This is a genomic window from Hymenobacter sp. R533113, assembly GCF_056835965.1.
The window spans coordinates 59341-80147 of record NZ_JAKWBD010000014.1 but is presented as its reverse complement, the minus strand read 5'-3'; the positions used below and the strand labels follow the sequence as shown (position 1 = coordinate 80147).

Annotated in this window: 13 protein-coding genes; 4 read left to right on the top strand and 9 right to left on the bottom strand. The window is 58.1% G+C overall.

The window, feature by feature from the left end; genetic code table 11:
* Window positions 1-859: 859 nt before the first annotated feature.
* From MKZ35_RS19230 to MKZ35_RS19190, 9 genes are all read right to left on the bottom strand, one after another.
* A complete protein-coding gene (locus MKZ35_RS19230) occupies window positions 860-3328 on the bottom strand; it encodes a TonB-dependent receptor (RefSeq protein ID WP_482514863.1) in 2469 nt (822 codons plus the stop codon).
* An 88-nt stretch (window positions 3329-3416) separates the two neighbouring features.
* Entirely contained in the window at window positions 3417-4328 is a 912-nt protein-coding gene (locus MKZ35_RS19225) for an oxidoreductase (protein ID WP_482514862.1), read from the bottom strand.
* An 11-nt stretch (window positions 4329-4339) separates the two neighbouring features.
* A complete protein-coding gene (locus tag MKZ35_RS19220; protein WP_482514861.1) occupies window positions 4340-4750 on the bottom strand; it encodes a DUF2141 domain-containing protein in 411 nt (136 codons plus the stop codon).
* Window positions 4751-4889: 139 nt separating this feature from the next.
* Complete coding sequence (locus MKZ35_RS19215) at window positions 4890-5600, bottom strand: helix-turn-helix domain-containing protein (protein ID WP_482514860.1); 711 nt, start codon at window positions 5598-5600, stop codon at window positions 4890-4892.
* Window positions 5601-5851: 251 nt separating this feature from the next.
* A complete protein-coding gene (locus MKZ35_RS19210; RefSeq protein WP_482514859.1) occupies window positions 5852-9145 on the bottom strand; it encodes an efflux RND transporter permease subunit in 3294 nt (1097 codons plus the stop codon).
* A 239-nt stretch (window positions 9146-9384) separates the two neighbouring features.
* Entirely contained in the window at window positions 9385-10524 is a 1140-nt protein-coding gene (locus MKZ35_RS19205; RefSeq protein ID WP_482514858.1) for an efflux RND transporter periplasmic adaptor subunit, read from the bottom strand.
* 193 nt (window positions 10525-10717) lie between these two features.
* Window positions 10718-12121, bottom strand: coding sequence for a TolC family protein (locus MKZ35_RS19200; RefSeq protein WP_482514857.1), 1404 nt, complete (start codon window positions 12119-12121; stop codon window positions 10718-10720).
* A gap of 61 nt (window positions 12122-12182) precedes the next feature.
* The gene (locus MKZ35_RS19195) at window positions 12183-12788 is read right to left on the bottom strand and encodes a TetR/AcrR family transcriptional regulator (protein WP_482514856.1); all 606 of its coding nucleotides are present in this window, start codon (window positions 12786-12788) and stop codon (window positions 12183-12185) included.
* 296 nt (window positions 12789-13084) lie between these two features.
* Entirely contained in the window at window positions 13085-13597 is a 513-nt protein-coding gene (locus MKZ35_RS19190; RefSeq protein WP_482514855.1) for a hypothetical protein, read from the bottom strand.
* A 126-nt stretch (window positions 13598-13723) separates the two neighbouring features.
* Here MKZ35_RS19190 and MKZ35_RS19185 point away from each other — a divergent pair, with 126 nt between their 5' ends.
* The 4 genes from MKZ35_RS19185 (at window position 13724) to MKZ35_RS19170 (ending at window position 20718) form a co-directional block, all read left to right on the top strand.
* Window positions 13724-16759: a PD-(D/E)XK nuclease family protein gene (locus MKZ35_RS19185; RefSeq protein WP_482514854.1), complete on the top strand. Its 3036-nt coding sequence runs from the start codon at window positions 13724-13726 to the stop codon at window positions 16757-16759.
* A 451-nt stretch (window positions 16760-17210) separates the two neighbouring features.
* Complete coding sequence (locus MKZ35_RS19180) at window positions 17211-17834, top strand: carboxypeptidase-like regulatory domain-containing protein (RefSeq protein ID WP_482514853.1); 624 nt, start codon at window positions 17211-17213, stop codon at window positions 17832-17834.
* A complete protein-coding gene (locus MKZ35_RS19175; RefSeq protein ID WP_482515221.1) occupies window positions 17822-19576 on the top strand; it encodes a TonB-dependent siderophore receptor in 1755 nt (584 codons plus the stop codon). Before MKZ35_RS19180 ends, MKZ35_RS19175 begins: the two co-directional genes overlap by 13 nt.
* A gap of 11 nt (window positions 19577-19587) precedes the next feature.
* Window positions 19588-20718, top strand: a complete 1131-nt coding sequence (locus MKZ35_RS19170; protein ID WP_482514852.1) for a PepSY-associated TM helix domain-containing protein — start codon at window positions 19588-19590, stop codon at window positions 20716-20718.
* Window positions 20719-20807: the final 89 nt, after the last annotated feature.

The following is a 20807-nucleotide window of genomic DNA, read 5'->3' as shown; positions in this document are numbered from 1 at the left end:
TGAGCGAATCCGTCAGCAGGCTTGGGGCAGCTAACGATTCAAAAATCCTTTAGCCTTGGGATGAGAAAGTATTTTATACAGTCCTATTAGTACGGCCACCAGATTTAGAGTTAGACTGGCTATTAGTAGATGGGCTTAGGAAGCAAACTAGTCAGTTAAGAGGTTGAAACCACCTCTCAACCGACTGAATGTCAGTTATTAAAAGCTTTTAGGCCAGGGCTTTATTCAGCCTAAACGAGTCGAAAAATAAATCTGCTTATAAGTAGCTGCATTTGAGCGTTTTATGACGCAAAAATATTTGTTTGCTTCCTAAGCCCCTAGTAGAATATCGGCGTAGGGATAGTGCAGTATTTTCCATAAGACACTTAATACACCGAGACCTAACCCTACGATGAGCAATAGAAGCGCATGTTTTTGGTTCATCCAGGCTAACTCACACCATTCACCAGAAGTGCTCATTGGTACGCGCTTTTCCTTAGCATCTACTTCGTGGGGTTATTACACATCAATGCCACTTCAATGGAGAGCATCAAAAAGTGTGGGGCAGTCCGGAGCGAGCGGCCGTTGGCATAGGTCCCACTGGTGATGGCCGAAAGCTGGTCAATCGTTGCCCCACACTTTTTGATGCTCTCACTTCAATGGCCTTGGTTAAAAGTTTGGTCCACATGTTACATGGATTGCGGAAGCGCTGGCTTTCCTGCCATACGGTGAGAAAGCCGACCTATCCTGAAAGGTTGGCCCACCCGGTTACCCGGACAGCTACCCATTGACCTACCAAACGGGGCATTCGAGCCACCTGCGCACCGCAGCAATAAGGCCCGTTCGCGCTCGACCAGGGGCGCCGGGTGCCGCTTACCGCTCAGAACTCAAGGATGAAGCCGAGGGTGGGCGTTACAATCGGGTCGTCATTGGTCAGCAGCAGCGGGATGCCATTCGAGCCATCCAACCGAATCGGCTGCCCGTCGGTGGTGGCGAAGTCCGAGTTGTCGGGCAGGCGCTGAAAGGCGTAGCTCGGCACGGCCGGATTGCGCAGTACGAAGGCGTTCTGCACGTCCAGAAACAGGTCGAGCGTGAAGCGCCGCCAGTTCACGCGCTTGTCGAGGCGGAAGTCGAACTGCTGGAACGTGCCCAGGCGCAGGGTGTTGATTTGGCTGAAGTCGAACACGCCGCGGCCGGTGGCCAGGTAGCTGGCCCGCGAGGCCGCCAGGTTCAGGGGCGTGTAGGGCGAGCCGCCGCCGGCCCGGTACTTGAGGCCCATCTCCCAGCTCTTGCTGAACTTGCGCCCCAGCAGCGCCGAGGCCAGGAAGCGCGAATCCCAGGCCGAGGGCACGTACGCGCCGCTACGCCCCGTAAACTCCGAGCGGAAGCCGGTCAGCGAGAGCACGGCAAATACCTTCCGGGTGAGCTTCTGCTGAAAGAAGAACTCCAGGCCGTAGGCCCGGCCCCGCCCGGTGCTGGTCACGGCCTCGTTGCCGATAGCTGCAAAGTCGCCGCCCAGGTTAGCCAGACTGATGCCGTCGCGGACGGTGACCGGGTAGTCCGCGTATTTTTTGTAAAAGCCTTCCAGCGTGAAGCGCGTGGCCGGGGCCGGCAGCCACTCCAGGCCCGTCACGTAGTGGTCGGAGCGCAGGTACTGGTTGCTCTGATTGACGAGCCGGCCCGCGTTGTCGCGGAAACCCAGGACCGGGTTCGTCGGCAGTTTGTAGTAGCGCCCCACTGAGGCGTTCAGGTTCAGCGTGGGCAGCAGGGCGTAGCTCGCGCTGAGGCGGGGCGAGAGGGTGCGGAGCAGGTCGCGGCCGTCGTCGGTGAGCGTGTTGCCGTCGGTACGCACCCCAGCCGAAACGGTCAGCCGGTCGCCGTCCAGAAACGAGCGGGTCAGTTGCCCGAACGCCCCGAAGCGCCCGAAATCAATGGCCGTCTGAAAGCGCACGTCCACGCCTGGCTGCAATTCGTTGCCGCCCGCGTCGAGCACCGGGCGGCGCAGGCGGTTGAAGAAGCGGTTGTCGTACTGCACGTACTGCCCCATCACGCCGTAGCTGTACTGCCAGCCGCCCGCCGTGCCGTTCACGTCGGCCCGCAGCTTGGTTTCGGTTTCGCCCGAGCGCGTGAGCAGGATGCGCCGGCTTTCGTCGCCCTCGGCCCCGGCCTGAAACTGGTCGAGCTGGTTGTCGAGCTGGGTGCGGCTCAGGGCCACGTTCAGGTAGCCTTTGCGGATGAGCCGCCGCAGGTTCACGCCCACGGTGTAGTTCCACTGGTCGGCGGTGGGGTTCTGCCGCAGCTCCTGCTCGGTTTCCGGGGTGGCGTTGCGGGGCACGCCCAGCCGAAACTTATCAATGGCCCCCAGGCCCAGCGTGGTGAGCGTGGTTTTCGGCCCCAGCTTGGTGGTGGTCTTGAACTGAAAGTCCCAGTACGAGGGCCGGATGGGCAGGTCGATGGCCTCGAAGAGCAGCTGCAAATACGAGCGCCGGGCCGAGGCCAGAAACGTGGTGCCCGCCACCCCGCTCGAATCCCGCCGGCTCAGCGGGCCTTCCAGCGTGAGGGCTACTTCGGTGGCCGAGGTGCGCAGGTTGCCCTGCAACCGGTCGGGGTTGCCCTCGCGCTGCCGAAACTGCAGCACACTGCTCAGGGCGTTGTCGTAGCGGGCATTAAAGGCCGACGTGCTCAGCGTCACGTCTTCCAGAAAGCTCACGTTGAGAATGCCCGCCGGCCCACCTGCCGAGCCCTGGGTCTGGAAGTGGTTGATGACCGGCACCTCGATGCCGTCGAGGTAGTACACGTTTTCGTTGGGCGCGCCGCCGCGGATGACGATGTCGTTGCGGAAGCCCGCCGTGCCGCCCGTGCCCCCGCCGCCCACGCCGGGCAGCGTCTGCACCACCTTCGAGATGTCGAAATTGCCCCCCGGGTTGCTTTTGATTTCTTCCGTGTTGATGCGCTGCACGCTCAGCGGCGTTTCGGGCGTGGCCACCCGAATGGCGCGGTTGGCTACCACCGTCACCTCGCCCAGCTGCTGCGCGCCGGCCCCCAGCTCCAGGTCGATGATGTTGGCGTTGCCGCTGTTCACCAGTACGTTGGCCCGCAGCAGCGGCTCGTAGCCGATGAAAGTGGCCCGCAGGTTGTAGCTGCCCGCCGGCACGCCGCTCAGGCGGTAGCGGCCGGTGCCGTCGGTGGCCGTGCCCAGCGCGGTGCCTTCCAGCACCACCGTCACGCCGGGCAGCAGCTCCTGCGTGGCCCGGTCGCGCACTAGGCCGGTGATGCTGCCCGTGTTTTGGGCGTGGGCGAAAAATGCCGGCAGCAGGGCCAGCCAGGTCAGGAAGTAGCGCAGTCGCATACGGCAATTGGGGCAGCTTACACCTTTGATAGGGCAAGCAAGGTGGTTTCGAAGCCAGGGGGAAGCAGGACGTCGTGTGCGGGCCACCCTAAATCTGCTCGCTGAGGTAGTACTGAGTCGTCAGCTCTTCGCTCATCTGCCACAACCGGTCAGCAACATTTTCGTCCCTGGAAGAGTCATCCGAATCCACCTGGGTTGGATAGCCCCTCATTTGCTGAAAACCGGCCGGCCCGATAAACTCCCCGCCTTTCAGATTTTCCCCTAACGCCGCGTACAGGATGGGCAGGGCTCCCTGGCTGGCGGGTTGCAAGAAGAGGTTGCCCAGCGGCCGGACGAAAGCCGGGAAGTACTGGTCCAGATTGGTCTTGGCCAAGCCCGGATGGGCCGCTATCGACCGGGTGCGGTAACCAGCAGCGGCTAGCCGGCGCTGCAGTTCGTAGGCAAACACCAGGCAGGCCCGCTTGCTTTGGCCGTAGGCTTTGCGGCGGCTGTAGCCTTGCTGGGCCTGCAAATCGTCAAAGTCAATCTCGGCCCACTTATAGGACAAACTACTCAGGCTGACGACCCGCGAGCCGGGCGTAGCGGTGAGCACCGGCAGCAACAAGCCAGTGAGGGCAAAATGGCCCAGGTAGTTGGTGGCCAACTGGTTCTCGAAGCCGTCTTCGGTCACTTCGAAGGGCGACATCATAATGCCCGCGTTGTTGATGAGCAGGTTTAGCTGGTCGTACCGGGTGCGCAAGTGCGCGGCGAATTCGCGGACGGAGCGCAGGCTGCTCACATCCAGCCGCATGGTTTCCAGGCTGGCGTTGGGACAAGCCGCTGTTATCCGGGCTTTGGCTTCTTCTGCTTTTTCCAGATTCCGGCAGGCCAGAATCACCCACGCGCCCTTTTTAGCCAGGGCAAGGGCGGTTTCGTATCCTACGCCACTGTTTGCCCCGGTTACCACGGCAATTCGGTCGTGCTGCGCCGGCGCCTGTTCTACGCTCCACTTTTGGTCCATTGGTTAGGCGTTTAAAACACGCTGTAGAGCTTGATGGCTACGGGCTTCGAGGTCGGGCTGTAGTCGATCAACGCTGACTCAAACTTGGGCTCGCCGAACGGCTTGTAGTTGTTGCCGAATCCGACAGGTTCTTTAGGAATTTGCAGGAAATTCATTCCCAACTCGCCGTTCTCGTTGGTGTCCTGGTAAATAGAAACGGCGTATTTGCCGTAGGGCACGTCAAACACCGCCTTTTTGGTATCGTCATCGGCCACTAACGTCATTCGCCTAAAGGGCTTTTTCAGCCAGTCCGATTCAACGTTGTAGATTTCAACGACCACCTTTCCGTTGTTTTTTTCGACGTTCAGGATTTGAATTTGCAAGGGTGCTTGTTGATTCAACGGCTTCGAGGCAGCCGGTGCCGCACCCAGCAGGAGCAGCATGAACAGGGAAGCGGTGTGGCGTAACATGTTGCTTTTCCAGTTTTAAGCGTGAAACCTTTCCTCAAGTAGTACCTGCCCTACTTTAAGGTTCACAAAGGTCAGGAGCGCAACCGCCTTTTCGTTGTCAGGAATCTTGCGCTTATTCGGACAAACCTTGCAAAAAAGCATTTCGGTATTCGGTGGGCGTTTGCTGCGCCACCTGCTTGAATAGCCGGCCAAAGTAAGAAGGGTCGGCAAAGTTGAGTTCAACCGCGACTTGGGCAATGTCCTTTGAACGGTCCTGCAAGAGCACCTTGCTCCGCAGAATCACCATTTCCGTGATGTGTTGCTTGGGTGGCTTACGGGTCAGCTGATTCACGCACCGGTTCAGGTAATTTTCCGACACGGCCAGGGCATTCGCATAAAACGCCACCTCCCGGTTGGTGGCAACCTGGTCGTATACCAACTCTTTGAACCGCATGGTAATTTCGGAGGGCCGGTCGGGTTGGCACAAGGTGGTGGCCGAGGCTTCCGCCACTTTCAGCACCATCGCGCGGAGCAACGCGGCTTGAATTTCTTCGGTATACCCCTGGTCCCCGGCCTGGCGAAGGATGAGCTCGCAGCAGTGGCACAGCCATTCCATGTCGGCGGTGCAAACCGAATGTTTGGGATAAAACGTGAGCCGGTGCAGCAACGCACGGTCCGTAAAAATTTGGGGCAGCAGCGTACTTTCGAGGTGGATGTAATACCCCTGCGTGCCTTCATCGATGGATTTGATGGCATTGAGATGGCCTTCCCGAATGAAGAGCACGTCGTTGGCGGTCAACGCCAGGGTTTCATTGTCCACCTGCTGCTGCCCCCCGCCCGCCAAAAAAAGCAGTAAAAAGCTGTACTCGGCCTTAAAAAGGGGGTAGGGGGCTTGATGCGCGCGACGGCCAGGGAGAGCGGGTATATCTGGACGGCGCTCTTTTGAAACTCAAAGGTGTCGGGAGGGGAGTCTAAATAGCGGGCCACAAACCGTTTGAAGGTGACCACGTCGTAGTTTTTACGGCTCATGCTTATTATGTTGCGACCGACGATGGCCAGCCTTTTTGCCTGCTGGTAACGCGCAGTTTAAATGTCCTAAGTCCCAAGCTCGGGGGGCGTTTGCTGCTTGCGTTTGCGCTCCTCGGTGGCGTGGCCGTTGCTGCTGGGGCCGGCCGGACCCGTGGGGGGCGTATTTGGCTCTTTGGAGCCGTGCTGCACGTGACCGTGGGCGGCAGGGTCGTAGCTGGCTTCCAGCTCGGCCAGCCTGGTTTTGCCGTAGGCGAACTTGGTGATGAGCACGTAGAGCACCGGCACGATGAAGATGGCCAGGAACGTCGCCGCCAGCATACCGCCCGTTACCGTCCAGCCGATGGTCTGGCGCGACACGGCGCCCGCGCCCGAGGCAAACGCCAGCGGCAGCACCCCCAGAATAAAGGCCAGCGAGGTCATAATAATGGGCCGCAGGCGCAGCTTCACCGCGTCGATGGTGGCTTCGATGAGGTTCATGCCCGTATCGACGCGCTCCTTGGCAAATTCCACGATCAGAATGGCGTTTTTGGCCGCCAGGCCAATGAGCGTAATCAAACCGATCTGGGCGTAGACGTTGTTGGTGAGCTTGGGCAGAAAAATCAGCGCCACCATAGCCCCAAACGCCCCCAGCGGCACCGAGAGCAGCACCGAAAACGGCACCGACCAGCTTTCATACAATGCAGCCAGCAGCAGGAACACAAACAGAATCGAGAGACCGAAAATGATAATGGTGCTGTTGCCGGAGCTGATTTCCTCGCGACTCAAACCGGAGAAGTCGTAGCCGTAGCCGGCGGGCAGCACATCGGCGGCCACTTCCTCCAGGGCTGTGATGGCCTGACCGGAGCTGTAGCCGGGAGCCGCGTCGCCATTTATCTCCGCCGAGCGGAACAGGTTGTAATGGGAAATCAGGGGGGCATTTTCCACTACTTTGGTCGAGATGATGGAGCGCAGCGGCACGTTCTGGCCCTGCTGATTCATCACATAATAGCCCCCCAGGTTCTCGATATCCTTGCGGTAGAAGGTGTCGGCCTGGGCCACGACCCGGAAGTTGCGGCCGTACTTAGTGAAGTCGTTGATGTAGGCCGAGCCCATGTAGGTGGACATGGTAGTGAACACCGAGGAGAGCGACACGCCCAGCTTCTTGGCTTTCTCCCGATCCACGGTTACCTGGTAGCCAGGGGTTTTGGCCGTAAAGAAGGTGAAGGCGCGGCCGATTTCCGGCCGCTGGTTGGCCGCCGCCACAAACTTATTAATGACCGCTTCGAACGCTTTAATATCCGTGGAGCCTTCGCGCTGCTCCAGCTGGAAGCTAAAACCGCCCGTGTTGCCCAGACCCGGAATAGCCGGCGGCGGCACCACCACAATGTTAGCTCCCTTAATCACCGAAAACTCCTTTTGCAGACCCGCAATAACGGCCGCCAGCTGCAAGGATTCGTCCTTGCGCTCATCCCAGGGCTTGAGCTGAATAAAGAAGGTGCCGCTGCTGGGCTTAAAGGAGAAATTCAGCGCATTTAAGCCCCCCACGGCCGTGTACGTGCGCAAAGCCGGCGCTTTGGTGCGCATAATCTCCGACATCTGATCCAGAATCTGCTTGGTGCGGGCACTGGAAGCACCCTGAGGAAGCTCCACGGATACAAACAGCCGGCCTTCGTCCTCCGTCGGGATAAAGCCCGTGGGCTTGGCGGTGAAAAGCCCTACGGTACCCGCGTAGATGCAGGCCAGCAGAATCATCACAAAGGGCGCGAACCGGAGTGCTTTGCGCACGCCCAGCGAGTACGATTCGGTGGTGCGGCCAAACCACATATTGAACCGGTAGAATAGCTTATTCAGGCCTTTGGAATCGGCGTTCTGCTCGGTGGGGCGCATGAGCAAAGCGCACAGAGCCGGCGTGAGTGTAAGGGCAATAAAGGCCGACAGCACCACCGAAATAGCGATGGTGATGGCAAACTGTTGGTAGAGCTTGCCCACGATACCCGGAATAAAGCCCACCGGCACGAACACCGCGGCCAGAATCAGGGCAATGGCTATGACCGGGGCCGTAATGTCCTTCATGGCCTTTATGGTGGCTTCGCGGGCCGAAATCTTCTCGTTGTCGATGTAGTGCTGTACGGCTTCCACCACCACAATCGCGTCATCGACCACGATACCAATGGCCAGTACGAAGCCAAAGAGCGTCAGCGTGTTAATGGTGAAACCCAGGGGAATAAAGAAGATAAATGTGCCCACAATAGCCACCGGAATAGCCAGAATCGGGATGAGCGTGGCGCGCCAGCTTTGCAGGAACAGAAAGACGACGAGCGTCACCAGCAGCAGGGCTTCACCCAGGGTTTGGAGCACCTCCCGGATAGATACGCGCACCACCGTCACCGACTCGAAAGCCGCCTTGTAGGTTACGTCGGGCGGGAATTTCTCCTGCAAGGCGTCCATGGTGGCGTAGATGCCGTCGGCCGTTTGGAGGGCGTTGCCGCCGGGCGTCTGGTTGACGAGCAGCAGCGTGGTCGGGATGCCGTTGGTGGTGTTGTAGCGGGAGTAGTCGAACTGACCGAGCTGCACGCGAGCCACGTCTTTGAGCTGCACCACGGAGCCATCTTCGGGGTTGGTCCGCACCACTATTTCCTCAAACTCTTCTACCTGATTCAGGCGGCCATTCACAAAAATCGTGTACTGAAAGGCCTGCGTACTGAATTGCGGGGCCGTGCCCACGGAGCCGGCCGCCACCTGCACGTTCTGCTCGCGCAGGGCGTTGGTCACTTCCGTCACGCTCAGGCCGAGCTGGGCCATCTTGTCGGGCTGGAGCCAGATACGCATGCTAAAGTCCTGACCCAGCGCGGTTACGTCGCCCACGCCGGGCACGCGCAGCAGGGCGTCGCGGACGTACACGTTGGTGTAGTTATCGAGGAAGGCGGTGCTGTGGGTGCGCTTGGGCGAGTAGATGGCCAGCACCATCAGGGTGGTCGGGTTGCGTTTTTTTACCGTCAGGCCCAGGCGCTTCACTTCGTCGGGCAAGGTAGGCTGGGCCACGCTGACGCGGTTTTGCACGTCGAGCGTGGCAATATCGATGTTGGTACCAATCTCGAAGGTGACGTTGGTACTCATGCGGCCGTCGTTGGTGGCGTTGCTTTGCACGTAGGCCATGCCCGGCGTCCCGTTGATCTGGGTTTCGATGGGCGTCACCACGGTTTGCTCCACCGTTTGGGCATCGGCTCCCGTGAAGCTGCCCGCTACCTGCACCACGGGCGGCGAAATGTTAGGGTACTGACTAATGGGCAGGTTCAGGATAGAAATGCCCCCCAGCAGCACAATCACCACTGAAATGACGATGGCCGTGACCGGTCGCCGAATAAAAACGTCAGATATCATACGGTTTTAATGTAGCACCAAGCTCCAGCTTAGCTGCGCTGTCCTTCGGTTGGTGAATCGTTGCGGTCGTTGCATGTAGCGCGAAGCTTCCCGCTTCGCGCATCGTTGTTTAGTGAAACAAGTCGCTAGAAAAAGCCCCCAAGCGTCATTGTTCAACGAAAGGCGAAGCGGAGGTCTGCTTTATCGTCCTGCGAGTAGCGCTACAGTCGTTCAACGATGCACGAAGCGGAAGCTTCGCGCTACTTGGTAGCTACGGGCGCGGCCGTTTCGCCCACCTTCACTACCGCACCTTCGCGCAGATTCTGCGTGCCTTCGCTGACAATTACCTCGTTGGCTTTGAGGCCCTGGCGCACGACTATTTTATCTTTTACCCGCGTACCAGTCAGCACTTTGCGCTGATTCACCTTGCTGCTGTCGCCGACTACGTACACGAAGAACTCGCCCATTTGCTCCGTCACCGCTTTGCTCGGAATGACAAGCTGGCGGCCGGTATCCTCGTTCAGCACGCGCACGGTGGCGTTCATGCCGGCCCGCAACGTGCGGTCGGGGTTCGGGAATTGCAGACGTACCATGATGGTGCCGGTTTGCGGGTCCACGGCCCGGTCGAGGGTGTTGATTTTGCCGGGTGCGGGGTACGCTTCCTCCCCTGCCAAAACCAGCGTAAACAACGAGTCGGAATTGCCCCCCGACGGCCGCTGAAACTTCGCAAAGCGCGGAATCAGCTGCTCGTTTACCGGGAAGTCCACCGCAATCGGGTTATCGGAGGAAATCGTGTTCAGCAGGGTCGTGCCGGGCGTGACCAGGGAGCCCAGCTTCACCTGCGCCAGCCCGATAGTGCCGGCAAACGGCGCAATAAGCACTGAGCGACGCAAATCGGTGGCGGCGTTGGCGAGGTTGGCCTGGGCGGCACTTATCTGGGCCCGCGCATTGGCTACGTCGGTGGCGGCGTAATCGACGCGCTGGCGGGCAATGGCGTCCTGCTCGGCCAGGCGGTTGTAGCGCTCGGCATCCTTGACGGCCTTTTCATAGTTGGCCTGCGTGATGCGCAGTTGCGCCTGCGCCGATTGATACGCCGCCGCGTAGCGGCTTTGGTCAATCTCGTAGAGCTTCTGCCCCTTAGTCACGCGCTGCCCGTCCTGCACGTAGCTTTTGGTCAGGTAGCCGCTCACCTCGGCCCGCAGCTCCACTTCGCTCAGCGGCACCACCGTGCCGGGGTAGGTATCGATGCCCACCACGCTTTCCTCGGTCACTTTATATACCGTCACGGGCACGGCCACCGGGGCCGCGTTTTGCGGAGCATCCTCTTTCTTCGCGCCACAGGCAGTAGCTGCCACGGAGCCGATAAGTAAGGGTAACAGCCGGACTAAATTCCACTTCATGGGTTGAGTATCTTAGAGGATATTAGAAATTTATTGCAAAGACCTGGGGGCATTTTTTAAAGCTTATCCAGTTAGAACGTCATGCAGAGCAACGCGAAGCATCTCGCGTGCTGATGCAGGATTAGTAATCTAACGACCGCACGCGAGATGCTTCGCGTTGCTCTGCATGACCGTCTGGTATGTTGCTACTGAATTAATTAAGCGCAATAACGCCTAGGGCCCGCTCCACGTCCAGCTTGCTGGCCAGCACGGCAAAAAGCGAGTTGTAATAGTTAAGCTGTGACGTCCGTAAATCGGTTTCGGCCACAATTACTTCCAGATAGGTTTTGATGCCCTCATCGTATTGCAGCTTCACGATGCCGTAGATTTCCTGGGCGTCGCGGGCGTTTTCCTGCTGGGTAGCCAGGTCGTTGAGGGCACTTTTATACGTAGCCAGCGCCTGCTCGTACTCCGAGTTGATCTGGTTTTTGGTGTCGAACAAGTCCAGGTCGAGGCGCTCATCCTGCAGCTCCGCGATTTTCAGATTCTGGGTGCGGCGGGTGCCCGTAAAAATGGGCAGCGCCAGCTGCAAGCCGGCCTGGGAGTTGGGAAAGGCGCGGTCGTACAGGGCCGAAAAGTCGTTGTTCTGATACACGCGGTTGTAATTCACAAAGCCCGAGAGCGAAGGCAGAAACCCCAGCCGGTAATAGTCGATGTTTAGGCGCTGGAGCTTCTTCTGCGTCAGGAGCTGCTGCACCTCAATGCGATTTTCGAAGGCCAGCTGCTGGGTCGTATCGAGGCGGGTTTGCTGAATCATCCGGGCCGTGTCGTAGGCCAGCGCCAGGTTGTTTTCGGGCGCGTAGCCCATCAGCTGCTTGAGATTTGCGTATTTACCCTTCAACGATTCGGCCGTGGTCTTGCGCTGGGCGTAGGCATTTTTCACCGAAATGGTGGCTCGCTTGTAGTCGATCTTGTCGGCGATGCCCACTTCGTACTGCGCGAAAGCGTCTTTGAGCTGCTTTTCCTGGCGCACGATGGCCTCATCGAGAATACGCAGCTGCTCCTGCGTCAGCAGAATATCGTAGAACGCCTTGCTCACGTTGGTTACTACGTCAATCTTGAAGGCGGTGGTATTCTGGCTGTTATTCAACCGCACGAAGCGCAGGGAGCGGGCGGCCAGCAACACGTCGTTGCTGTACAGAAGCTGCGTGCCCTGCAAGCCAATGGTCGAGGTATTGTTAAGGCCGATGCGTACCAGCTGCTGCCCGGCCGTGGGGTCCTGAAAGTTGGGCAGCACGGTGGTGGGCAGAATCAGGTTGCGGGTATAAGAGCCCACGCCCTGCACCTGGGGCAGCCAATCGGACAAGCCAATGCGGATTTGCCGCTCGCCAATGGCCTCATCAATCGTCGCCTGGCGCACCAGCGGCTGATTGCGCAGGGCAAACTGCACGCACTCCTGCAAGGTGGCGTTGGCTGGCAACGCCGCCGGTGTGTCAGGTCCACCCGATTGAGCCCAACCAAGCAGCGGACCGCACACCAACGCTACGCTTAGTACGAAAGCACGACCTATAAACTTCTGGGGGGCAAATAATTGCTTCATCTCGTAATCAGTATTCAAATTAAAAAGGCAGCAGGCGCAACACTGAAAAAACCAACGGCTGCGCAACTGGGGGGCTTTTTTAAAAAGTAAACAGGTAAGTCGTCAGCATATCAAGTACAAGGTCCTTATGCCGACGCGTGAACTCCGCGTGGGCTGCCTGATCCCACTCGGAAATCTCCATGGTAATGGGCCGCGACAGGTACATAAACTGGATATTGGCCATCAGTAGCTGCAATATGTGCATGGGCGCCACCGGCCGAATCTGGCCTTCGTCGGCCGCTTGCTGTAGCTGGCGCAGGAAAAAGAACACCGGTCGGTCCTTGCCGGGGGGCGTGAGTAAGCCGGGGTGCCGGCGCATCTCGGAGAGTAGAAACAGGGGCAGATCCGGATTCTGCTCAAACAGGGTGAAGTGCGCCTCCACTAGCTGCGGAATTTTGGCTCGCAGCTCCAGGGGCTGGGCCATGATGCTGAAGATTTCCTGAAAGTACTCCCGGTAGATATCCTCAAAAATCAGCCGGAACAGCTTTTCCTTGCTGCGGAAATAATAGTTCGTCAGAGCCTGGTTGATACCGGCTACCTCGGCTATGTCGCGGGTAGTGGTCCCATCAAAGCCCTTCTCTATAAACACCTTGCGCGCCGCTTCCTTGATTTTTTGTTCGGTGCACTGCGGGTTTTCGTCGGACATCGGTTAATCAATAAGTATGAATTTGAGCAAGGCTGGCCGCCAACTTCCGGACACGCCAAGCTTTCGGCTTTGCGATTCTGCTGTTGGGTTAGAGGATTTAAACTTAGGTTTTATGTTAATGTTTTAAATGTTTGATTAAATTTCGAATACTACTGAAAAGACATGGCCCCCTTATCCCGGCTTCGCCTGCTAAGCGAACCAGGATAAGGGGGCCATGTCTTTCCTTATTTCTATCTAAGCTATTCTCTTTAAATTACTTACAACCGCGTCAAGCTCACTATCGACCTCTGCGATACTTATTCCTTTACCCACACTCCGAGCTTCTTTTTCTGAGCGTAGATATCGGCCAGCCGGATTTGCAGCATAAATTCCTCGTACTCCTTCTTGCTGATGTGGTTCTTTACGCCGGTTTTGGGCTTTTGCATAGTGCCGCCCGGGAAGTAGCCGTTTCTAATCAGGTACACATTCAGGTTTTGGTCCTTGTCAACCACCCAACAGTAGGTCATGCTGGAGTTGGGTGCCCCTATCATCGTTGATTGAATGGTCGAAACGGGTATTACGCGCGCGCTCGGGTGCTGCTTTATCCACCTGGCAATCAAGGTGTCAGCGCCCTGGGCCTGCCGGCTTTTGAAAAAGCCCGTTCCCAGCAGACAGTAAGCCAAGGTGCTATCTTTCTTGGGAGCACCAAAAATGGATTTAAATTTAAACTCTTCAACCGGCCGGGTAGCTCCCAGCCGCCCCATCTGCGCATAGCTATGAAAAGCCGCCAGCAGTGAGAGGATCAGCAATAAGTAACGAACTGTACGCATAAACAGGATGTTTAAGAATTGTATTTTGCCGGACTGACAGCATATTTCGTGCCTCCTCATCAATAGCTGCTTTTTCGGTTAGCACTTAGAAGAATTAGCGGTCTGTTTTTATCCTTTTCCAGCTTCATGTCTCTTACCACCTCCCCTATTCTTGCTTCTTCCCCTCCGCCCGCTACTGTTAAGGCTGCGCCCGTAGCCTTTTTAACTCAGGCCGCGAGGGATTTGGTAGCGCGCTATCCGGGCTCCGAATTGTCGGATGTGGTGGTAGTTGTGCCCACGCGGCGGGCGGTAGTGTACTTAAAGAATGAGCTGGCCCTGGCCACGGAAGTAGGCACGGCCCTGTGGAGCCCGCGCATCGCGGCCATGGAAGACCACATGGTGGAGTTGGCGGGCGTGCAGGTGGAGGAGCCGATTGCCCTGCAGCTCCTGCTGTTTGATATTCTGCGCGAGATTGATAAGAAGCTGGACTTCGACCAGTTTGTGGGCTGGTCGGGGCTGCTGTTGCAGGACTTTTCCAATCTCGACCAAAACCTGGCTTTCCCCGCCAAAGTCTTCGACTACCTCACCGAGGCCAAAGCGCTGGAGCGCTGGGCGCTGGAGCAGATGCCAGCTCCCGCCAGCACCACCGTCGCGTACTTTCGCTTCTGGGACGACCTGGAGAAAGTGTACTGGCGCCTGCGCAAGCGCATGGAGCAGCAGGGCGTAGCCTACCCTGGCCTAGCTTACCGACTGGCCGTGGAGCATGTGCAAAACATGCTGGATAACGGCCAAAAAGCCCCCCAGCACGTTTTTCTGGGCCTGGGCTCCTTGTCCAGAGCCGAAGAAAGACTCATCCGCCTGCTGCTCAAACAAGGCCGGGCCGAAGTACGCTTCGACGGCGACGCCTTTTACCTGGAGCAGGACTCGCCCAACCGGGCTGGCCAGCACCTGCGCCGCTACCGCCAGCAGTGGGATTTGCCCCCCGAGAGCTTCGCCAGCACCACCGGCGCCCTCCCCGATTTGCTGCGCACCATGCCCCGCGAAATCCAGTTTGTGGGCGTGGCCAATGCCAGTATGCAGGGCAAAGTAGCGGGCCAGCTTCTGGCTGCTTCCCGCCTGCAAAACCCGCGGGCCAAGGTTGCCATCGTATTGCCCGACGAAACCCTGCTGCTGTCCGTGCTGCACGGCTTGCCCCCCGAGGCCGTGCCCGAGTACAACGTGACCATGGGACTGAGCTTCCAGAGCACGCCGCTGTTTAACCTCGTCGATTTGCTGTTTGAGGTGCACCTGACCGGCATCCGGGAAGGCTCACCCGAAACCGGCTACGGCGTGCCGCGCTACCACCATCTGGCCGTCACGAAGCTGCTGCAACACCCGTTTTTGCGCCGCTATCAGCAGTGGCTCGACAAGCAGGAAAATGCCCCCCAGTACCATGGTTTGCTCGAGCACGTGTGCAACCAGATCGTGAAGCGCAACGCCGTGCTGCTGCCGGCCAGCGAGCTGTTGCAGCTAGGTAAGCAACATCCGCTTGTTGAAGCGCTATTTGCCACCTGGGACACCTGCGACGATATTATTGCGGCTTGCTATACAATTATTGATTTGCTGAAAAAAGCGTACCAGGATCAGCATTCAGCTATTGAAGCAGAGTACCTGTACTTGTTTTTCACCTTGGTAAAGCGCCTCAATTCGGTGTTCGACTGCCGGGAGCAGCGTCTGTCGGTGCGCTCGTTTCGGCGGTTTTTGTACGAGCAGATGGCCCGCACCCGCCTGCCTTTCAGCGGCGAGCCCATTGCTGAGGTGCAGGTGATGGGTTTACTCGAAACGCGTGCCCTAGACTTCGACCACGTCATTATTCTGAGCTGCAACGAGAACGTGCTGCCCGCGCCCAAACGCCACATGTCTCTCTTTCCCTACGACGTGCTGCGCGAGTTCAACCTGCCCACCTACGCCGACCACGAAGCGGCCACCGCCCACCAGTTCTGGCGCCTGCTCCAGCGCGCCCGCAAGGTAGATCTGCTGCACGTGCTGCCGGGAGCCGAAGGCACCCGCACCGGCGAGCGAAGCCGGTTTTTATTACAGATTGCTAATGATTTAGCCCCCCAGAACCCAGCCTTGGTGCTGCGCGATGTGGTAGCAACGGTGAACATCAGCAACGATTTGCTTCACCCCTCCGGCCCCCCGCTCCTGAGGGGTGAGGCATCCGTTGAACGACCCTCGCCCGTAGGCGACTTAGTGCTGGAAAAGGACTTTGATATGCTTACCGCTCTGCGCGGCGTGCTCATTCGGGGCCTCTCGCCTTCTGCGCTGAATCAGTTCCTGAACTGCTCCCTTCAGTTCTATTTCGCCCGCCTGGCCAAGTTTCAGGAGGCCGAGGAGGTAGAAGAAAAGCTCGGCGCCGATGGCTTCGGCACCGTAGTACACGAGGTGCTGGAAAATCTACTGCGGCCCTTCCTTCAGGAAAAACGCCCCCTGACAGCTGCCGACTTGCCCGCCCTGCTCCAACAAGTGCCGGAGGAAGTAGCCAAAGCCATGCGCCAGGAAGAAGATGAGCGCCACGCCCGCCCCGACGAAGGCCTGAACCACGTGCTGGGCCAAGTGGCCGCTCAACTCGTGCGCCGCTACCTCGAAGGCTTGCCCGAGCAGGCCGGCACCTTACCGCTGCAAGTAGATGGTTTAGAGGAGATTCTGCAAACCACCATCCCCGTTACGTTGCCCAGCGGCGACATCCTACCCCTGCGCCTCTACGGCATTGCCGACCGCCTCGACGAGCTGCCCGACGGCCGCCTGCGCGTGGTAGACTATAAAACCGGCCTGGTGCAGGCCCACGAGCTGCGCCTGCAAAAGCGCGGCGAAGATGCTGCCGCCGCTACCCAGCGCCTGCTCACCGACGCCACATCCGCCGCCGACAAAGTGCGCCAGCTTTGGCTTTACCGCCTCATGCTGGAGCGTGAAGGTCGCCCCGCCGCCAATGCCGCCATCATTTCCCTGCGCAACCTCAGCGCCGGCCCCATGACGGCCGACATGAGTTTTCTGACCGAAGACGGCAGCTCGTTCCTCGATAAAGGTCAGGAGCTGCTCACCAGCTTCGTACACCGCATCTTGGACCCAGCCGAGCCCATCCGCAAGACCGATGATTTGGAGCGGTGCCAATACTGCCCATACAAAGGCATTTGTGCGCGGTGATACCCTTCAGCATTTTTGAACAACCACCCGTTTTGTCTTACTCCAGAGGTGTGAACAGGAGCATTTTTGCTAGAGTAAGCAGGTGGCTATGCAGAACGATAGTGAAACATCTGGTGTGCTTCGTTGCCATTCAATAATAACGTCATGCTGGATCTAGCGTCCGCCTTTTTGAGTGAGCTACCACTCAGACGGCCGCACGCGAGATGCTTCGCTACCGCTCTGCGTGACCGCCCCTTTGTGTAATTGTTCATACACACAGTACATCTCAGAGGAATTCTCTTCAATACCTCTGAAACCGGCAGCTACTGTATTGGCCGTGTTTCTCCTACTGCTTATTTATAATTAATATAAATAAAGTTTGCAATGTTAGGCTAGACAGTATTCCTTTGTGCTATTCATAATGATTCAAAATAGCATGAGCCCTAGTTCCTTTTCTCGATACGGTCTGATAGTGTGGCTATTATTTATTACCATCCTAGTTCAGGCAACTGATACTGATAAGGATTTTGGCACCATCAGCGGTACCGTTAGTAAATCAGATGGCCAGCCAGCCAGCTTTGTTACGGTGGCGCTAGCTGGCACTGCCCTTGGCACAACCGCTGATGAGCAAGGCCGCTACCGTTTGACACGGATACCGGCTGGCTCGTATACCTTAATTGCCCAGGCAGTTGGCTTTGCGCCACATTCCCAAACAGTAATAGTGGCGGGTGGGCAGATTATTGAGGCTAGCATACAACTCACGAATAGCCTAACTAACCTAAACGAGGTAACGGTTACGGGCCGCAGCTATACTACCTATCAGCGCGACGCTACCAACATCGCAACCCGCTCGGAAACCCCGCTCCGCGATATTCCCCAAAGCGTGCAGGTACTACCCGAAGCTGTGTTGCGCGATCAGCAGGTGCAATTGCTGCAGGAAAGCATTCGCAACTTTGCCGGCATCAGCCAATTTGGCGGCTACAATGACTTCAATATGCGTGGCTTCCGGTCCACGACGGGTAACTTTGCTTATAATGGGCAGCGCCTGGGGGCTCTTCGTACACGCCTCAGCCTACCTACAACCTGGAAAGTGTAGAGGCTATTAAGGGGCCGGCATCGGTGCTCTATGGTTTTGCGGCCCCAGGGGGGATTATCAACCAGACCACCAAGCTACCCGAAGCCACGGCCCGCCGCGAGGTGCGGCTGACCTACGGTAGTTTCAATCAGTTTCGCGGCGTGGCCGATGCTACCGGCGCATTAAGTGCCGACGGCCGCTGGCTGTACCGGATGGTGGCCGGTGCCGAGCGTACCGACCATCAGATGCGCGACTGGAAAACGCGCAATGTCTTTGTCAACCCTTCCCTTACGTTTCGCCCCACCGACCGCACCAACCTGACGCTGACCACTTCTTACTTCCATCAAAACGAGGACGGTGGTACCTGGTACAACCGGGGCATTATGGCTGTGCAGAGCGACCTGGGCGTATTGCCCCGCGATTGGAGCCACCACGATTCAAATGACAAAGGCGCCGACCGAATTGCTTCTGCTCAGTTCCTGGGGCAGCACCGCATCTCGGATAAGCTGTCGGTAAACTTACTGGCCCGCTATAGCTATTACAACTCTATCCAGCAGTATCATCACATCACCCGTCGCAGCTATGACCCGGCCACGGGCACGATCCAGCGGCACTTCCGCGACTTTGATAATGTCACCCAGGACGCGTTTGTGAACGGCTACCTGACGTGGAAGCCTACTACTGGCTCCGTTGAGCACACCATTCTCGCGGGCCTCGATTACGGTTATAGCAACAACGGCTACGACTACGCCCAGAGCTACGACGGCGTGCCCGGCCTGAACATTTTTAACCCTCAGTACGGGGATACCAACCGGGGCATCTACCGCGGCGAAGGCTACAATGCACGATTTGATAACCCTACTAACTTCATTGGGGGCTATGTTCAGGATCAGCTTACCCTAACGCCCCAACTTAAAGCTGTACTAGGGCTGCGCTATGATAACTATCGCAGTACCAGCCGCGACCAGGACCAAACCGAGCAGGTATCAGATCCCACGGCGGCCCTGGTAATTACCCAGGATACTTCTACGGCCTCCGCCTTTGTACCCCGCGCTGGCCTTGTGTATCAACCCCTACCTGAGCTTAGCCTGTATGGTTCCTACAGTCAAAGCTTCGAGCCCCAATATTCCAACCTGCCCCGCTCAGGCGGACCCTTCGACCCCGAGACCGGCAAGCAGTGGGAAGTAGGCGCCCGCACCGAATTGCTCGGCCGCCGCTTAGTGGGTTCTCTTGCCTTCTACCACATTCGCAAGGTGAATATTCTTACTACCGATCCGAATGACCTGGATGGGCAGCGCCAGATTGCCGGCAACGAAGCCACCAGCCGGGGCGTGGAAGTTTCGGTAACGGGCCGCGTGCTGCCAGGCCTCAATGTTATTACCAACTATGCCTACAACGAGGCCCGCATCACCAAGAACGGCAACCCCGACCAACCCTACGGCTCACCCTGGTTTGAAAATGCTCCCAACCACTCGGGCAACGTATGGGCCGTGTATACGGTGCAGCAGGGCGCGCTGGCTGGCCTGGGCTTTGGTGGGGGCGCCTATCACGTGGGTAAGCGCTACAGCTTCGACGCGGGCTTCTCCATTCCTAAGTACACCACCTTCGACGCAGTAGTGAATTATCAATACAAGAACGTTTCACTGGCCTTAAATGCCTACAACCTGGCCGATACCCGCTACTATTCCGGCGTATTCTTCCGTGATATTGTGTGGGTGGGTAATGCCCGCTCCTTCCGGCTCACGGCCGGCTACTCCTTCTAATCTCCGCGCTTATGGCCCGCTCCACCCTCACTCGCCGCCTATTTGCCCTGCACAGCTGGTTGGGGCTGGGCACCGGCTTGCTGCTGCTGGTAGTGAGCCTGAGCGGCGTGGTGCTGCTGTTTGAGCCGGAGCTTGACCACGCTCTCAACCCTAAGCTGCTGACCGTAGCGGCGCCTGCTTCGGCGCGGCCTTCCTTGGATCGGGCCTTTGCGGCCGCCCGACAACACTTTCCCCAGCCGGCCTACCTGCGCCTCCGCCGCATTCCCGCCACCCCCACCGATGCCCTCGAAATCAGTGTCGAGCAGCCTGACCATACCTGGACGCTGGCTTATTTCGACCCCTATACGGCCCGCTACCTGGGCCAGCGCGATGCCAGGGGGCATTTTTTCGGTTGGCTGTTAGGCTTACACTACAGCTTGCTAGCTGGCACCGGCGGGGAGCTGACGGTTGCCCTGCTGGGCATCGCGCTACTGCTGAGTATGCTCACCGGCGCGGTGGTGTACCGCAAGCATCTGCTGCCGGTGCTACTATTCCGCCAACGTATTAGCTGGAAGAACTGGCGCACGGCCTCCTCGGGCTTGCACCGGGTGGTGGGCGTGTGGGCCTTACTCTTCAACATGGTTTTGGCTGGGAGCGGGGCGTGGATGCTGCGCCACGCATTCTTACCCGAAACCTATACTACTGAGCCAGAAAAGCCGCTCCTTACCCAGCCGCCTTTAGCCGTGTCGTTGGACACTCTCGCCTCCCGAGTGGCTCTGGCCGTGCCCGGCTTTCAGTTACAGGGGATTGCCCTGCCCAAAACAGCCGCCGATACGGTAATTACGGCCATGGGCAAGCTGGCCAATGAGCCGCTTTATGGCAATTTCAGTCAAACTATTGAAGTATCGGCGCGCACTGGTCAGGTAGTTACCGCCACCGATGTACGACAGGCTGGCCTCGGTGAGCGGGCAGAGCTTGTGGCTCTTACCCTCCACTTTGGTCAGTTTGGTGGGCTGCTGCTGAAAGTAGTATGGGCCATGGGCGGCCTTTCTCCCGCTTTGCTCAGCCTCACGGGCTTTCTTTTGTGGCGGCGCCGCGTGAGCGGCAAGCGCCGCCCTGAGCGCATGGCGGTTGGGCAGCGGCCGTCCCCTCAACTCGCTTAGCAGTTGAGCGAAAATATTGTACAGAGAGTTTCATTGCCTTCTGGAGCGTTTGTGCCAAGTGATGCTTGTGTACACTGCAGAAACCGACG

Bases quoted from the DNA above. Each gene is read 5' to 3' on its own strand.
- MKZ35_RS19230 (WP_482514863.1), bottom strand. From the start codon at position 3,328: ATGCGACTGCGCTACTTCCTGACCTGGCTGGCCCTGCTGCCGGCATTT.
- MKZ35_RS19225 (WP_482514862.1), bottom strand. From the start codon at position 4,328: ATGGACCAAAAGTGGAGCGTAGAACAGGCGCCGGCGCAGCACGACCGA.
- MKZ35_RS19220 (WP_482514861.1), bottom strand. From the start codon at position 4,750: ATGCTGCTCCTGCTGGGTGCGGCACCGGCTGCCTCGAAGCCGTTGAAT.
- MKZ35_RS19210 (WP_482514859.1), bottom strand. From the start codon at position 9,145: ATGATATCTGACGTTTTTATTCGGCGACCGGTCACGGCCATCGTCATT.
- MKZ35_RS19205 (WP_482514858.1), bottom strand. From the start codon at position 10,524: ATGAAGTGGAATTTAGTCCGGCTGTTACCCTTACTTATCGGCTCCGTG.
- MKZ35_RS19195 (WP_482514856.1), bottom strand. From the start codon at position 12,788: ATGTCCGACGAAAACCCGCAGTGCACCGAACAAAAAATCAAGGAAGCG.
- MKZ35_RS19190 (WP_482514855.1), bottom strand. From the start codon at position 13,597: ATGCGTACAGTTCGTTACTTATTGCTGATCCTCTCACTGCTGGCGGCT.
- MKZ35_RS19185 (WP_482514854.1), top strand. From the start codon at position 13,724: ATGTCTCTTACCACCTCCCCTATTCTTGCTTCTTCCCCTCCGCCCGCT.
- MKZ35_RS19170 (WP_482514852.1), top strand. From the start codon at position 19,588: ATGGCCCGCTCCACCCTCACTCGCCGCCTATTTGCCCTGCACAGCTGG.